The 16640-nt window shown below is 41.9% G+C and carries 15 protein-coding genes and 1 other annotated feature; of the genes, 7 read left to right on the forward strand and 8 right to left on the reverse strand.

Annotated elements, in window-relative coordinates; all coding sequences use genetic code 11:
• Positions 1-67 precede the first annotated feature (67 nt).
• From ABC361_RS14160 to ezrA, 4 genes are all read right to left on the reverse strand, one after another.
• Positions 68-262, reverse strand: a complete 195-nt coding sequence (locus ABC361_RS14160; protein ID WP_035393924.1) for an alpha/beta-type small acid-soluble spore protein — start codon at positions 260-262, stop codon at positions 68-70.
• 76 nt (positions 263-338) lie between these two features.
• A complete protein-coding gene (gene thiI, locus ABC361_RS14165; protein ID WP_413074553.1) occupies positions 339-1544 on the reverse strand; it encodes a tRNA uracil 4-sulfurtransferase ThiI in 1206 nt (401 codons plus the stop codon).
• Positions 1544-2680 (reverse strand): cysteine desulfurase family protein, encoded by a 1137-nt coding sequence (locus ABC361_RS14170; RefSeq protein WP_413074554.1) that lies wholly within the window; start codon positions 2678-2680, stop codon positions 1544-1546. The genes thiI and ABC361_RS14170 overlap by 1 nt, the downstream gene beginning before the upstream one ends.
• A gap of 107 nt (positions 2681-2787) precedes the next feature.
• Positions 2788-4485, reverse strand: a complete 1698-nt coding sequence (ezrA, locus tag ABC361_RS14175) for a septation ring formation regulator EzrA (protein ID WP_413074555.1) — start codon at positions 4483-4485, stop codon at positions 2788-2790.
• A gap of 190 nt (positions 4486-4675) precedes the next feature.
• Between ezrA and hisJ the strand changes: the two genes are divergently transcribed.
• Positions 4676-5476: a histidinol-phosphatase HisJ gene (gene hisJ / locus ABC361_RS14180; protein WP_413074556.1), complete on the forward strand. Its 801-nt coding sequence runs from the start codon at positions 4676-4678 to the stop codon at positions 5474-5476.
• Here the strand turns inward: hisJ and refZ are convergent.
• Entirely contained in the window at positions 5462-6094 is a 633-nt protein-coding gene (gene refZ, locus ABC361_RS14185; protein WP_413074557.1) for a forespore capture DNA-binding protein RefZ, read from the reverse strand. The two genes, hisJ and refZ, sit on opposite strands and share 15 nt — an antisense overlap.
• A gap of 169 nt (positions 6095-6263) precedes the next feature.
• Between refZ and ABC361_RS14190 the strand changes: the two genes are divergently transcribed.
• Positions 6264-6761 (forward strand): GAF domain-containing protein, encoded by a 498-nt coding sequence (locus tag ABC361_RS14190; RefSeq protein ID WP_413074558.1) that lies wholly within the window; start codon positions 6264-6266, stop codon positions 6759-6761.
• A gap of 212 nt (positions 6762-6973) precedes the next feature.
• Positions 6974-7576: a 30S ribosomal protein S4 gene (gene rpsD / locus ABC361_RS14195; protein WP_099301517.1), complete on the forward strand. Its 603-nt coding sequence runs from the start codon at positions 6974-6976 to the stop codon at positions 7574-7576.
• A gap of 91 nt (positions 7577-7667) precedes the next feature.
• Here rpsD and tyrS read toward each other — a convergent pair whose 3' ends face one another.
• Positions 7668-8912, reverse strand: a complete 1245-nt coding sequence (gene tyrS, locus ABC361_RS14200) for a tyrosine--tRNA ligase (RefSeq protein ID WP_413074559.1) — start codon at positions 8910-8912, stop codon at positions 7668-7670.
• A 44-nt stretch (positions 8913-8956) separates the two neighbouring features.
• Positions 8957-9163, reverse strand: a binding site (T-box leader).
• A gap of 105 nt (positions 9164-9268) precedes the next feature.
• Between tyrS and ABC361_RS14205 the strand changes: the two genes are divergently transcribed.
• The gene (locus ABC361_RS14205; RefSeq protein WP_413074560.1) at positions 9269-11743 is read left to right on the forward strand and encodes a transglycosylase domain-containing protein; all 2475 of its coding nucleotides are present in this window, start codon (positions 9269-9271) and stop codon (positions 11741-11743) included.
• Between the two features lie 51 nt (positions 11744-11794).
• Here the strand turns inward: ABC361_RS14205 and acsA are convergent, their stop codons facing one another.
• Complete coding sequence (gene acsA, locus ABC361_RS14210) at positions 11795-13504, reverse strand: acetate--CoA ligase (RefSeq protein ID WP_413074561.1); 1710 nt, start codon at positions 13502-13504, stop codon at positions 11795-11797.
• A 184-nt stretch (positions 13505-13688) separates the two neighbouring features.
• Here acsA and ABC361_RS14215 point away from each other — a divergent pair, with 184 nt between their 5' ends.
• The 3 genes from ABC361_RS14215 to ABC361_RS14225 are packed head-to-tail and all read left to right on the forward strand — an operon-like array spanning position 13689 to position 16184.
• Positions 13689-14321 (forward strand): GNAT family N-acetyltransferase, encoded by a 633-nt coding sequence (locus ABC361_RS14215; protein WP_413074562.1) that lies wholly within the window; start codon positions 13689-13691, stop codon positions 14319-14321.
• Positions 14322-14364: 43 nt separating this feature from the next.
• Entirely contained in the window at positions 14365-15018 is a 654-nt protein-coding gene (locus ABC361_RS14220; protein ID WP_413074563.1) for a CBS and ACT domain-containing protein, read from the forward strand.
• On the forward strand, positions 15015-16184 hold the full coding sequence (locus ABC361_RS14225) for an acetoin utilization protein AcuC (protein WP_413074564.1): 1170 nt from the start codon (positions 15015-15017) through the stop codon (positions 16182-16184). Before ABC361_RS14220 ends, ABC361_RS14225 begins: the two co-directional genes overlap by 4 nt.
• 36 nt (positions 16185-16220) lie before the next feature.
• Here the strand turns inward: ABC361_RS14225 and ABC361_RS14230 are convergent, their stop codons facing one another.
• Complete coding sequence (locus ABC361_RS14230; protein ID WP_413074565.1) at positions 16221-16631, reverse strand: PaaI family thioesterase; 411 nt, start codon at positions 16629-16631, stop codon at positions 16221-16223.
• Positions 16632-16640: the final 9 nt, after the last annotated feature.

Below are 16640 nucleotides of genomic sequence, written 5' to 3' on the forward strand. Positions count from 1 at the left end.
AGCATTAGTGTTCAGAAGAAAACATGAAAAAGGAGCAGGGAATCCTGCTCCTAGCCATCTTATGAAATTATTTTTGATATCCACCCATTTGTTGCTCAGCTTGAGCTACTAGACGTTTAGTGATTTCACCACCTACAGATCCGTTAGCACGAGCAGTTGAATCAGGACCAAGGTTTACTCCGAATTCGCTAGCGATTTCGTATTTCATTTGGTCAAGAGCTTGTTGTACACCAGGTACGACTAAGTTATTTGTGTTTGCCATGTTGTTTCACCTCCTTCGGTACTTCTAGAATGTGCGAAAGAGGGAAGAACATACACAAAAATTCACTGGAAAATTTTTAAAATAAGTTTTCGATTGCTGAATTCTCTTCAAAAGCATTGATATGAACAGTCTCAATGCCATTTAATGCTTCTTCACATTTTTTTTCAATCTCTACATATTGCTCAAATTTATTTGCGCCTTCGCGTTTCGGCTTTGTTTTTGAATCTGTTGGAAGAAAAATCGTGCAACAGTCTTCGTAAGGTAAGATCGACGTTTCGTACGTACCAATTCGTTTTGCATAAGCAATCGTTGTTTCTTTGTCAATGGCGATCAGCGGACGAATAACAGGAAGATTCGTTACTTCATTGATTGTATTCATACTGTGTAGCGTTTGAGAAGCAACTTGTCCTAAACTTTCGCCATTTGAGATCGCTAAAATGCCATTTTTTTGTGCATAAGCATCTGCAATCCGTAACATCATTCGTCTCATAATCGTCATTTCATAATTTGACGGGACTTCTTTATGAATATGCGTTTGAATATCCGTAAATGGAACAAGGTGAACCTTAATACTTGTGCCGTATTTTGTTAGTTCTTTCGTTAAATCAAGTACTTTTTGCTTTGCACGTTCATTTGTGTAAGGCGGACTATGAAAATGAAGCATCTCAATTTCTGCTCCTCGCCCCATTAACATATGTGCAGCTACTGGCGAATCAATTCCGCCTGAAAGCATGTGCAAAATTTTCCCACTCGCTCCTACAGGGAGCCCTTTCGCAGATTCAATTGCTCCTCCTGTAATATACGTGCCAGCATCTCGAACATCAATGGATAAGTCAAGATCAGGGTTATGCACATCTACTTTAATCTTACCATCTAAGGAGCGCAAAATATGCCCACCAATCACATGATTTAATTCTTGTGAATTGACTGGAAAGCCTTTGTTCGCCCGTCTTGAAGAAACTTTAAATGTTTTCACTGTTGGGTGCAGCTTTTCAATAAAATATAACGCGCCCTCTTGGATCGCTTTTGTGTCATTTTCAACGTGCATGGCCAAACTAAAGGAATAAATCCCAAATACATGTTTCAACGCTTCTTGAACCGGCTTTTCATCAGCACCATGCAGATGGACAATAATTCGACCTTGAATTCGTCTCGCTGTAACGCCTTGAAACGGCTTTAACACTTTTCGAATGTTTGCAAGTAATAGCTTTTCGAAATGGCTTCGGTTTTTCCCTTTTAACGCTAACTCTCCGTAGCGAACAACTATATGATCAATTTTCATTAATATACCTCCTGAAGTGACGGAACAAGTCGTTTCATTGTCTCAATGAACGTCGTAATTTCTTCCTCTGTTGTAAGAAAAGACATACTTACCCGAATAGCGGTCTCTGCTCGAACGTGATCATGACCTGCACCAAGTAAGATCCGGCTTGGTGCACCTGTCTTCGTTGAACATGCCGATTGTGTCGATACGTAAATGTCTTCTTTCGAAAGTGATTGTACAAGTACTTCTGCTTTGATTTTTGGGATCGACATATTAAGAATATGTGGGGCACCGTCTTGCTCCGGGCTATTAATCCACACACCATCAATCGATGCGAGCGCTTTATGAAGCTTGTCACGAAAGCTTTGTAAACGTTGGTGGTTTTTTGATACATCGGTTTCGCCCATTTCCAATGCTTTTGCAAAACAAGCTGCACCTGCTAGATGCTCTGTTCCTGGTCGTAATGCTTGTTCTTGATTTCCACCACGCATAAATGCTGTCAGCACAGAAGGATTTCGTGCGTACAAAACACCTATCCCTTTCGTTCCGTGAATTTTATGAGCAGACAACGTCATAAAATCGATGGATTGAATGATGTCAGGGTCCATTGGGATTTTCAACAAACTTTGAACGGCATCCACATGCAGGTGAATTCGTGGATACAAAAGAATCAGCTTGGCGATTTCCTCAATTGGCTGAATCGTCCCTAGCTCCCCTTGAACGTACCCAATACTCACTAAGGTTGTATTTTTTTGAATCGCATCTTCCACTTGCTTAACTGTCACCCTTCCAAACGAATCAGCTTGAATATACGTAACGTCATGCCCTTCTTTTTCTAATTGGCGAATATTCTCGTAAACCGATGCATGCTCAACAGTGGTTGTGATGATGTGAGATGGTTTACTCGTTGAAACAACCCCTCTTATTGCAAGTACATTTGCCTCTGTTCCTCCGCTTGTAAAAACAAGTTGGTCCGTTCGGCATTGTAAAAATCGTGCTATTTTTTTCCTAGCATGATTCATCACCTGCTCGGCTTCCATCCCTAGCGAATGTAAAGAAGAAGGGTTGCCGAAGTAGTCATACGAAATTTTTGTATATAAGTCTAACACTTCTTTATATGGTCGTGTTGTTGCACTGTTATCTAAATAAATCATGGACGTACTCCTTTATTGGTAACCAATTGTTCTTGTACAATCAAAGCTTATCTTAGCACAGAAATGAAGCTACTGCAGACAAAAAACGAAGCTGAAAACAGCTTCGTTTATGCACTCATATGTTTTGACACTTTGTTCATTAAGTCTGGCTCATAGCGTTGAACTGCATGCTGGACAATCGACAGTGCTTTTTCATAATCATACTGTAAGAAGGCTTGCTCCGCTTCATCAAGCTCTTTTCGCACGGATTCATCCTGTCCACGATAACGGTTGCTATATTGAATGGCAAGCTCGGCCATTTGCGCTGTTTCCACCATTTCTCGAATATCGTTGCTATTTTTTTCAACTACAGCAGACGCTTCTTGGACGAGGGCTTCTACTTGACTCATTTCAAGGGGAAACGACTGGAGTGCCTCTAGCGCTTTGTTAATTTTTTCTTCTGCTTCATCAAGTGATTCAACGTAGGTAACAGGTACACCTGGCAGGTTACTTTTATAGAGCAAGCGCTTTGACTCAAGCACAAGCTCTCTTAATTGACTTACGGTCTCTTGAGCTTGGAGTTCGTCTTTTCGCAGTCTTCTCAGTCGGTCAATGCTTTCTTCAATGCCGTTTGACAACTCTTCCATTTGAATACGCCAGTCTTCGGTCATCTCAAAAATGGATGAGAATGTTTGCTTTTGGTTTTCAAAGACGTCCATAATGACGGTTAACTGACTTTGTACATTTCGCAAATCTTTTTGAAGGGTTTGCTGAAGCTGTACCTCTTCACTTGCGATCATATAACTTTTTTCAACTTGAGTCGTCTCATCTAACAACTGTTTCATATTCTTATTCGCTTTTTCAATTTCCGCTTTCAATACAGGAATTTGTGCGAGTAACTTACTCTTATACGTCGCTTCTTTTTCCAATGTTTCATACATGCTATCAATCTCAGCTTGTACGTCTTCGAGTGTTGCCGCTGCCTCATCAACTTCTAGCGTTTTAAGAGCTATGTATGCCTTGTCAATTTCTTCCTTGAATGTACCAATCTTTGAATGAAATGAGAATGTCTCAAGATGATAACCGTCTTCTTCCATCTCTTTAATACCTAATTGAAGATTTGACAATTCTCCTGGAAGGGTGGATCTTACTTGCATAAGAAGATACGGGATCCGCTCCATTTTTTCATTTAAAATATAAAGAGAATCTTTCGTTTCAAGCAATTGTTTTCGAGCCTGCAAATAACTTCCATTTTGAGTGGACTCTTCAAACGCTACAAGTGCTTGTTTCGTATTCGTCATGACTTCATCAAGTGCTTGAATCGTCTCTCCAAATGAGCCTCTTTTTTTCAACAGTTCAGTGGATAAGTTTTGGTAAAGTTCTTTAATTGAAGCGATCTCGCTGCGATTTTTTTCTTCTGCAGAAACGAGTTTATCAATATCCTCAACCATTACATCAAGCTGTTGTTCAACAGAAATTAACCGATTTTCCGCCCATTTCAATTGATCTTTCGCTTTTGTAATGCGGTATTTTCCTGCTAGTTCTTCAATTTCAACGAGTTGCTCTTCAATACTAGGTAAAATTGATTCAAGTATTTCATCCCAGTCTTTACGCCAACTTTCAAATTTCTGTTCCGTTTCACCAGACATCTTCAGCTTTTTCACTTTTGATATTTCTTCTGAAATGTTTCGATTTAAAATTTGGTTTTTACGATTGTCTAATTCATCAACTGATTTATGTATTGTTCGCCTAATCAAAATGCCAGAAACTGTGCCAATCACAATAATGACTAGTAAGACGACAACAATGGTTATGATTATATTCACTGGAGACTCCCTTCCGACAAGCTCTTCCTTACTTTGCTAACTTTCTAGTTTATCCGATATCTAATACGTATTATAATATCATGAAAGCGACAGTTTGTGTGCAGATTCAACACATCACTCGCTGACAAATTTCACATTTTTAACATTTGAGTCATTTCTTCGTCCTATCACACGAAAAAGGAGGGTTCTCATGCACGATATTGATGGGCATGTTCATAGTCCGTATTGCCCCCACGGCTCTGATGACAGGATGGCTGCTTATTGTGAAGAAGCCATCAAGAAGGGAACTAAGCAGCTGACGTTTACCGAACATGCGCCGCTTCCTCCAACTTTTACAGACCCAACACCTGAACAAGATAGTGCCATGCCTATACATGACGTAAGTGACTACTTTTCTACGATTAAGCAATTAAAAAAAGAGTATGCGGGCTCACTGCGCATACTCACGGGAATGGAAGTTGATTTTATTGCTGGCTATGAAGCGGAAACGAGAGACTTGCTAAGTGAATTCGGTCCACATTTAGATGACAGCATTTTATCGGTTCATTTTCTACAAACGGATTCAGCCTATACATGTATGGATTTTAGTCCCGACACATTTGCTTCACTCGCTAACAAACTAGGTAGTGTCGATGCTGTTTATAAGTTGTATTATCAGACAGTCTTTCGCTCCCTTAGAGCAAACTTAGGCAAGTACAAACCAAAGCGAATCGGCCATATGACCCTTTGTCGTAAATATCAACGACGCTACCCTGCGAGTCATTTTTTTGAGCAGGAATGGATGGACATCCTGAATGAAGTTCAAGCCCAAGGACTCCAGCTTGATTATAACGGCGCCGGCATGAAAAAGCCTGATTGCTTAGAAACGTACCCGCCTCTTCCAATTGCCCGTGTTGCTAAAAAGATGGGCATTCCGCTTATTTACGGTTCCGACGCTCATACAGTCTCTGGCCTACAAAGCGGTCAAGCGGCGCTTTTACCCTCGGACTAAGTGAAGCCGCTTCGTGTCTTTTGTCAGTAGCAACGACTTCATCCACTGTTCTGCATGAGACACATACCGTTTCATAAACAAATGATCATCTGGCGCTAGTAAAAATAACTCACGCAAATATTGTGGAGAAGAGAACGGAAGTGTTAACATATTCCGTAAATGCAGCACAGTTAAGTCTACCGGAATCCGCTTTAGTTGCTTCCTATCAAGGTACACGTGAATAATTTGTTCTAACAGGAACTGCTCCTTCCTTAAATACGTACTCATCACTTCACGAACAAGGGTCGAGTCCATCGTCATTTCACGATGAGCCATTCTAGCTAATAAATGGCAAGACTGTTGATACGTGAATACGTGCTTAAACAATTGGGGTAGCACAGCATCAACGTCAACATTTGCTTGATACATGGCTTCTTCTATTGATTGAATGTAGCCTTCAAAGAATTCGATCATTAACGTTTCAAATAATGGTTGTTTTCCTCCAAAATAGTAGGAAATAAGCGCTGAATTGACGGAAGCTTCTTTCGCTATATCTCGAACCGACGTCCCATGATAGCCATGCGTATAAAACAAACGGGTAGCCGCATGTTTAATGGACTCTTTGGTTTGATCACTCATTAGGTCACCTCCGAGTAAAGTTGGTTTTTTTCAAACCCTTTTCATCTTTATACCTGTATTCGCTCTACTATTCCCGAGCTCCTGTTCAGCTTGGGATTTTAGAACAAATACTTTTAGACAAAACCCGTGATTTAAAGGCGATTATTGTATTTTAAAAGGAGAATCTGTCATGTTTACGACGAACACTTACTCAGATAACAAAAAAGACGCGTATGAGCTATTGTTAAAGCAAGCAAAGGCCTTGCTTGAAGACGAAACAAGCACACTCGCAAACTATGCAAATGCAAGTGCCCTTCTTGGACAATTTTTAGGTGATATTAATTGGGTTGGATTTTACTTGTTAAAAGAAAATGAGCTCGTATTAGGACCTTTTCAAGGATTACCAGCCTGCACACGTATCTCCATTGGTAAAGGAGTATGTGGCACAGCTGTTTCTAAAAATCAAACGATGCGTGTTGCAGATGTTCATGCTTTTCCAGGCCATATTGCATGCGATGCCGCATCGAATTCTGAGATTGTCATACCCGTTCGTCAAAACGGCAACGTGATTGGCGTATTAGACATTGATAGCCCAATAAAAGATCGCTTTTCAGAAGAGGACCAAGTCTATTTAGAACAATTTGTTGCAACGATTGAACCTTTCTTAAACGCAAACCTTGACTTTTAAACGGTATTTCGGTTATGATTATTCGGTGTGAAAGACAGCCGAGACAAACTGTTGTTTGTTTTATTCCATTCCTCGCGGCTGCAAGGTATGAGGTGTACTGTGTAACTTCTAGCTGTCGAAGCGAAGGTACATGAAAATGGAATAACCTGCATTCAGAGATTGTCAGACAGGTTGTTATTTTGCAAATCAAAATAACAAGGAGGAGACTACTTATGTCTCGTTATACAGGTCCATCTTGGAAACTATCTCGTCGCCTTGGTGTTTCACTAAGCGGCACTGGTAAAGAACTTGCGAAGCGTCCTTACGCTCCAGGTCAACACGGTCCAAACCAACGTAAAAAATTATCCGAATACGCGCTTCAGCTTCAAGAGAAGCAAAAGCTTCGTCATATGTATGGCGTAAACGAGCGTCAATTCGTTCGTATCTTCAACGATGCTGGCAAAATGTCAGGGATCCACGGTGAGAACTTCATGGTTCTTCTTGAGTCTCGTTTAGACAATCTTGTTTACCGTTTAGGTCTTGCTCGTACACGTCGTGCGGCACGTCAACTTGTTAACCACGGTCACGTAACAGTAGATGGTTCTCGTGTAGATATCCCATCTTACCGTGTAAAGCCTGGTCAAGCGATTTCTCTTCGTGAGCGTTCTCGTACCCTTTCTGCGGTAAAAGAATCTCTAGAAGTAAATGACTTCACACCAGCATACGTATCATTTGATGAAGAAAAGCTTGAAGGAACATACACACGTTTCCCAGAGCGTTCTGAGCTTCCTGCTGAAATTACAGAAGCGCTTATCGTTGAGTGGTATTCTCGTTAATAATCTCATAAAGAACGTCTACCTGATCAGGTGGACGTTTTTTTATTCATAAAAAAAGTGCTCCCACTTTGATCGGAGCACTTTTTCTTTCTTAAGAAACGCTTAGTTTAGCAAATTTCCGCTTCCCTACTTGAACAATCATGCCATCTTCTACCGTAATCATGGCTTGAAGATCTTCTTGCTTTTCCTCGTTAATTTTCACACCGCCACCTTGAATCATGCGGCGCGCTTCACCTTTTGAATTCTGGAGCTTTAATTCAACAAGCAAATCAATTAATGATACGGTTTGTTCGCCCGTCCATTCCACAACTGGTAAATCAGTAGGAAGATTTCGCTTTTGGAAGACCGTTTCAAAGTAGCTTTGCGCTTCTTTGGCTGCTTCTTCCCCATGGTACATTTCAACAAGTTTTCGGCCAAGACGCATTTTCGCATCACGTGGGTGAACCGAGCCATCTTTTAAACCAGCTTCAATTTTGTTTACTTCTTCCATTGGAACATCCGTTGCAAGTTTAAAGTATTTTGCCATTAACTCATCAGGAATCGACATCGATTTGCCGAAAATTTCATTTGGCGCTTCATCAATTCCGATGTAGTTGTTTAACGACTTCGACATTTTCCGAACGCCATCTAGTCCTTCAATTAACGGCAACGTCATCATGACCTGCTTTTCTTTACCGTACGCATCTTGCAGCTGTCTTCCCATCAGAAGGTTAAACGTTTGATCGGTTCCTCCTACTTCGATGTCTGTTTCCATTGCAACAGAATCGTATCCTTGCATAAGCGGGTAGAAAAATTCATGAACCGAAATAGGCTGACCTGACTTATAGCGTTTATTAAAATCTTCACGCTCTAACATTCGCGCAACCGTCATTTGACCAGCTAAATTCAGCACATCTTCAAACTTAAGCTCGGTTAACCATTGAGAGTTGTAAAGAATCTCTGTTTTCTCCATATCTAACACTTTGCCGTATTGTTCTACGTAGGTTTGCGCGTTCTGTTTTACTTGTTCATCAGTTAATACTTTACGCGTTTCCGATTTGCCGGTCGGATCGCCAATTTTTCCAGTAAAATCCCCAATTAGCAATTGAATATGATGTCCGTAATCTTGAAACTGACGTAATTTTTGTAAGACGACGGTATGCCCAATGTGCACATCAGGTGCAGACGGATCCATCCCTAGTTTTATCTTTAATGCCTTGCCTGTGCGCACACTTTTTTCAATCTTTTTACGAAATGCTTCTTCAGGAACAATTTCGACCACTCCTCGCATAAGGGTCTCAACCTGTTCATCCACTAATCTAACTTGCTCAGCCGTAAGCTGTTTTTCTTCCGTCATCTCTCTTCCTCCTCTATTTTTAAACACAAAAAAAGCTCCTCCCTAAAAGGGACGAACATTCGTCGCGGTACCACCCTCGTTGAAGGTTTATAAACCTCCCACTCGATAAATAACGGTCTTCCCGTCCTTGTGTGAAACACAAAGAAAGCTCCCAGCTGTAATTCTGCTTATCAATCGTGCTAGCTTTCACCACCCGCTAGCTCTCTATTGCTACCATTTATAAGCATACTTCGGCTTTTCAACGCTTGTGTATTTAGATATAAGCATAGTTTTATCACACCTGGTTTTCAAAGTCAACAGAACGTGTATGCCCGCTATCCTATTTATGGTATACTCACCATTATAGGGGGGAAAACATGAAATCTTTTCTATTTAATGTAAGACAGTCTTTTGAGCAAATGAATCAAAAGCTCTCAGACATTCAATTTTTTCACAAGGTAGGCATTACCTACCAAGTTATTTGGAATTTATTGCTCGTAGCACTTATCATAGGCTTTTTACTTATTGTCCTTGCAGGAGGGACCGCTGCGGGGTATTTCGCCTCGCTTGTTCACGACGAAGATGAGTATACAGAAGAAGACTTGCGCACGCACGTTGGCTCGTTAACAGAAACAAGTGAAATCTATTTAGCGAACGATGTGTATTTAGGGAAAATTCGCAGTGATGTCGAACGGGATATTATTACCTTAGATGATATTGCAGATGACGTAAAAACGGCCATTATCGCAACAGAAGATGAGCATTTTTATGAACATGAAGGCATCGTCCCTAAAGCACTGCTGCGAGCAACGATGCAAGAACTCTCCAATGCTTCTGTCCAAACGGGAGGAAGCACACTGACCCAGCAGTTAATCAAGCAACAGGTTCTCTCCAATGAAGTCTCGTTCGATCGAAAAGCAACGGAAATTATGTTAGCTATGCGCTTAGAACACTTCATGACAAAAGACGAAATTTTAGAGGCCTATCTAAACGTTGTACCATTTGGACGAAATGCTTCTGGTCGAAATGTAGAAGGTGTGCAGGCCGCAGCAATGGGCATCTTTGGCGTACCAGCCTCAGATTTAAACCTAGCACAATCTGCTTATTTAGCTGGAATGCCGCAAAGCCCGTTTGGGTATACGCCGTTTACTGGTGATGCAGAAGTAAAAGATGAAGACGGTTTGCAACCTGGATTTAATCGTTATCGCACCGTATTAAACCGTATGTACGAAAGTGGCTACATTGATCAAGAACAGCGTGATGAAGCACTTGAGTATGATTTGGCAGCGGATTTTATTGAATACGCGCCTGATCCGATGGCGCGCAACCCAAGACTGACTTCTGAAATTCTTGACCGCGCTACTGAAGCCCTTCTTTCTGTGGAGAAAGAAGCGTTTGAAGGCTGGGATCAACTAAGCGCGAGCGCGCAAAATTTAGAAGAAGAAGAAATGCGCACCGATGTCCGCAATCGCATCGAAAACGGCGGCTACAAAATTTCCACAACGATTGATGAAGACCTGTATGAGGCAATGAACGAAGCAGCTGGCGCTTCGGATTACTATTTTGGCCCTAACAATAGTAGCGGAGACCGGGAAGAAGTTGGTGCTGTAATGATTGATAATCGTACAGGAGCGATTCTGAGCTTTGTCGGTGGTCGAGAAGAAGATTTAGATAACCAGTTAAATCATACAACTCGGTTACGATCGCCAGGGTCAACCATTAAACCGATTTTACCGTTTGCCGGCGCTTTGGAAGCTGGCGTCACCCAGCCTGGGCTAGTCATTCCCGATACACCGGATACGTATCGATCGAATGGGGACCCAATAGGGAACTTTGATTCACAGCACGCTGGCAATTTAACTGTACGTGAATCTTTAATACGCTCACGAAATGTGCCGGCGGTTCGTGCTTGGTGGCATGTACCAGACGAGATGAAAACCCAGTTAATTGAATCGGCAGGTGTGACAGGTATGCCGCCATACGAAGCAGCCGCTATTGGCGGTGGCGGGGCAACCGTCGAACAAATGGTGTCTGCTTATACTGCATTTGCAAACGACGGCACGCGTCCTGACGCTTATATGATTGAGAAAATCGAAACGTACGACGGAGAAGTCGTATATGAACACGAAAAAGAAGAATTTGACTTCGTAAGCCCGCAAACAAACTATCAGTTAGTTGATATGATGCGTGATGTTGTCAATACAAGTGGTGGAACGGCGAGCCGTGTCCCAGGCTTGCTAAATTTCAGTGCCGATTGGGCAGGCAAGACCGGGACATCAAATCAAGACATTGACTCTTGGTTTATTGCCACAAACCCATACGTATCGTTAGGCGTATGGAATGGCTATTCAGGTAGCACAGAAGTTTCACTAGTAAATAGACACAACGGAATGGGTACTGGTGAACGCACACAAAACATCTGGGCAAATCTTGCCAATGCTGCTTATAGCGTTCAACCGAATTTAATGACAGCAGAAGGAACCCGTTTCCAGCGTCCAGGAGGACTAACCGAGCGAAGCGTGTGTGGCTTAACAGGCGGTTCTTCTAATGCCATCTGTGATGAAGAAGGGTTAGTGACAACCGATCTTTATGATAACGACATGCTTTCCCGTATTGATGGTCTTGCACCGTTTCAATCTGAACTAAAAAGTTCGATGCAAAGACAGCTTGAAGAATTAAGACAACGTCAATCTTCGGATGATGAGGGTGACGATGACGCTTCAGACAGTAGTGACGAATCTAGTTCAGATGAAGACGCAGCTGACGATGAAGACAGTAGCGATACTTCAACAGATGAAGAAACGGACGAAACGTCTTCGGACGAAAGCGAAACCGATAACGAAGACGACTAATCAATATAAAAAAGCTCCAAGTGCTTAGGCACTTGGAGCTTTTGCTATGCATTAATCTTCCATTGTCGATAAATCACCAGTTGGTAAGTCAAGCTCCCATGCTTTGAGCACGCGACGCATAATTTTACCACTACGAGTTTTAGGTAAAGAGGAACGGAACTCCATCTCTCTTGGTGCCGCATGTGCAGCTAAGCCGGTTTTTACAAATTGACGAATCTCTTCTTTAAGCTCATCCGTCACTTCATACCCATCTCGAAGGGCGATAAATGCTTTAATGATTTCGCCACGAACAGGATCTGGTTTCCCAATAACTCCGGCTTCCGCAACAGCTGGATGTTCCACAAGTTTACTTTCAACTTCAAACGGGCCAACGCGCTCCCCGGCAGTCATGATGACATCATCAATTCTTCCTTGGAACCAGAAATAGCCATCTTCATCCATGTAAGCAGAATCACCTGATACATACCAGCCAGCAATTTCAAAATAGCTTTTGAACTTTTGCTCATTATTCCAAATGGTCCGCATCATAGACGGCCACCCAGCTTTAATCGCTAAATTACCCATTCGATTTGGAGGCAATTCATTTCCTTTATCATCAATGATCGCAGCGTGTACGCCTGGTATTGGTTTACCCATTGACCCTGGACGAATTTCCATTGCTGGATAATTACAAATCATTTGCGCCCCTGTTTCCGTCATCCACCACGTGTCGTGAATACGCTGATCAAAGACATTTTTGCCCCAACGAACGACTTCAGGGTTAAGAGGTTCACCTACACTTAGTACATGGCGTAATGACGATAAGTCGTACTTTTTCACTAGTTCGTCCCCAGCACTCATTAACATTCTGAATGCGGTAGGTGCACTGTACCAAACCGTTACATTGTAGCGCTGAATCGTTTCATACCAATCATTCGGAGAGAAACGCCCGCCTCTGACAACGTTTGTAATCCCCGCCAACCACGGTCCAAAAATTCCATATGACGTACCTGTTACCCAGCCTGGATCCGCTGTGCACCAATAAATATCGTCTTCTTTTAAATCCAGTACAATTTTTGCAGTATGGTAATGTTGGACCATCGCTTCATGGACATGCAACACACCTTTTGGTTTTCCAGTTGAACCAGACGTATAGTGTAAAATTAACCCGTCCTCTTTATCAACCCACTCAATTTCTAACTCATCCGATGCTGCTTCTAACCGTTTATTGAATTGAAGAAACGCACCATTGTCTTCATAGTTTTTATCGTCAACAAGTACTGCTTCTAGTTCTGGTAAATCGTTAAACGGCACACGCTCAAGTAAAGTTGGCGTAGTTACAAGTACTTTGGCGCCACTATCTTCAAGACGATCTTTTACTGCCCCTTCCATAAAGGCTTCAAATAAAGGTCCGACAATTGCCCCTAGTTTGACAGCTCCGAGTAAAGCAAAATATAGCTCTGGAGATCGAGGCATAAAAATAAATACACGGTCTCCCTTTTTAACTCCAGCTTCTTTTAACACATTGGCAGCTTTGTTTGAATACGCTTTTAACTCATTAAAGGTATAGCTTTCATCTCGACGTGCGTCACTATAGTAAAGCGCAATTTGATCCGCTTTTCCGTATTCAGCGTGGCGGTCAATGGCTTCATATGCTAAATTTAATTTTCCTGTATCATTCCAAGAAAAATGTTCTTTCACTTGATCCCAATCAAATTGTGCTTTTGCATCTTCATAATTTTTTAGGTTGTATTGTCCATCAATAACAGGAAGCGCTTTCATAATAGCTTCACACCTCTCCTTCTCTAATTTAGTTCATTATATACAAGAAACGTCTCGATTTCAATTGAATAATCTTATTAACTTTCTGAAGTTCGCATAAATTAGTAATCCTTCGCTTTTTACTGGGACGTGCTACCTTTCTGTAGTATACTGTACGTGTAGAATGTTGACTTGAGGTGAAGCTATGGACCATCCAAAGAAATTTATAAAAGAAGCCTTTTCTTTTGATTCAAAAACCCTCTATTTAGAAGGCCCATTAGAACCAGAAGCGATTGATGCTTTAGACTATCATGAGAAATTGGTTTCGTTTCGACCAGCTCAAGCGCAAAAAAAAGCATTAATGGAAATCGCAGCACTTCCAGAAGGTCGCATTAACGTTATACGAGATGAGAATCAAATTGTAGGCTATGTGACGTTTGTTTACCCTGACCCTCTTGAACGTTGGTCAGAAGGAAAAATGGAAAATTTAATAGAACTAGGCGCAATTGAAATCGCACCAGAGTATCGCGCAAAAGGATTAGGAAAGCATTTATTGCGTTTGTCTGTAAAAGATTCAGCGATGGAAAACTATATTATTATTACAACAGAGTACTATTGGCACTGGGATTTAAAAGGAAGCGGCCTTGATGTTTGGGAATACCGCAAAGTAATGGAGAAAATGATGAATGCTGGCGGCTTAATTTGGTTCGCTACAGACGATCCAGAAATTAGCTCTCACCCAGCCAACTGCTTAATGGCAAGGATTGGCGCTAATATTGATCAAGCTTCTATGGAACAATTTGATCAACTGCGCTTCGTCAATCGTTTTATGTATTAATCGGTACGAAAGGAGGTTTCGCTGCTTAGGCAGGTTTACACTTATGAAATTACACTTAATTATGCGACAACACGTCCATACACTGTCTGAAACAGATACCATTCAAGATGCCATTGATTTAATGGCTAAGCAACAGATTCGACATATACCAATCGTCACTCATGAGATGCAAGTGGTAGGCATGTTATCGGATCGAGATATTCGAGACTGTCGCCCTTCAATTCTGTCTCCTGACTTTGATGAGACACTATTTTTGAAACCGATTACAACAATTATGTCTACTCCTGTTTTAACAGCTCACGAAGATGATGATGTTCAAGAAACAGCCAAATTGTTTTATCAACATCGCATTGGCTGTTTACCAATTACAAAAGATGAGCGCCTAACAGGAATTATTTCTGAGTCCGATATTCTTTATAGCTTAACGTCATTACTCGGGGCAGATCGACCTACGTCGGTTGTTGAAGTTTGCGTGCAAAATCATCCTGGAATGCTAGCTGATGTTGCCGCAATCTTTAAATCTATGAAGGTAAATATCATTAGTGCTGTTGCTTACCCTAGTCAAAAAGAAAACTACCATATGCTTTCGTTTCGTGTACAGACGATTGATCCGCGTAATGTGATACGCAAGCTAGCAGACAATGGATATGATGTATATGGACCTTCTCTTCCATCTATGGGAGGTGAGGCACGATGACACAAGATCGAGCGGCATTTATTTATGGAGCCGATGCGTATCCGTACAAGTTTAGTGAAACGCACCCATTCCACCCCCTACGATTGCAGCTTACGCATTCATTGCTAGACCAGATGGGGGCATTAGACAACACGACCACCATAAGTCCAAAACGAGCAACAGATGACGAGCTAGCGCTCATTCATGATCCAAAATTTATTGAAGCGGTTAAAGAAGGTGGAGCTGGCACGCTTCAAAACGGAAAAGCAGAGACGTTCGGTTTAGGAACGGAAGATACACCTGTCTTTCCAAACATGCATGAAGCCTCTTCCTATTTAGTCGGTGGCACACTGGCTGCTTGTGATGCGGTCTTGCGAGATGGGTACCAACATGCCTTTCATTTAGGAGGCGGGTTACATCATGGCTTTCGAGGACGAGCTTCGGGATTTTGCGTGTATAACGATTCCTCTATTGCCATCGAATACATGCGCCAAACCTACAATGCTCGTGTGCTTTATATTGACACAGACGCTCATCATGGAGATGGGGTACAGTGGGCATTTTACGAGGACCCAGACGTCTGCACGTTAAGCATTCATGAAACGGGCCGTTATTTATTTCCTGGAACCGGACATGTAACGGAAAAAGGCTCTGGTAAAGGGTTTGGCTATTCGATTAACATTCCGCTAGACGCATTTACTGAAGATGAATCTTTTTTACATGCCTATAAAGAGTCATTACGAGAGGCTGTTGACTTTTTTCGACCGGATCTTATCTTGACGCAAAATGGAGCCGATGCTCACTATTACGATCCACTCTCTCATCTTCACCTTTCTATTGATGCCTTTAAAGAAATCCCGAGATTGGTGCATGAAATCGCTCATGAATATTGTGAGGGACGTTGGGTAGCAATTGGAGGAGGTGGCTATGACAAATGGCGTGTTGTGCCCCGAGCGTGGTCCTATATTTGGCTTGCGATGACGGAACAACTCCATCTTGCTGAGGGCGACATCCCAAAAACTTGGCTCGATCAATGGCAAAACCAAGCGACTGAAATTCTGCCATCTACTTGGTCTGATCCAGCATTTCCAACTATTCCACGAAGAGCAGAGATTACGGAAAAAAATCGTCTCACTGTGGAAAAAGCCCTTTACCATATTAGAAGAGAGCAGAATAAACAGTGTTAATTATAAACCAGCCGTTTGTGGCTGGTTTTTTCTGAATTAACTGGATGGGTACAATACTTTCAATGTTGCCGTTGAGCGTGAGATCAATACTCCATCCATCGTACGAATATAAGAATCAACCATTACGATTTTCTTTCCATCATTTATAATCGTACCTGTTGCACACAAGTTTTCACCTTTAAAAGCCGGCTTTACGTAATGAATGGAGAGATCGACCGTTACGCAATTCAAATTTGTTTCACAGCGAACGATCATACCGACTATATTGTCATGCATCGTGGCAATGACACCACCATGGATCGTACCATTCAAATTTAAATGGTCTTCTCTGACTTTTAATAGGAGCTGTCGCTCTACTGAATCATCTCCCAATTCAAATCCTAACGTTGTAAAGAACTTACTTCTAGTTAAAGTCGATTGAATCGATGCTTCCTCCCCGTTTCTCACTGAGCGTCC

Origin of the sequence: Shouchella phoenicis, from assembly GCF_047238345.1 — a bacterium.
Classification (GTDB): domain Bacteria; phylum Bacillota; class Bacilli; order Bacillales; family Bacillaceae_D; genus Shouchella.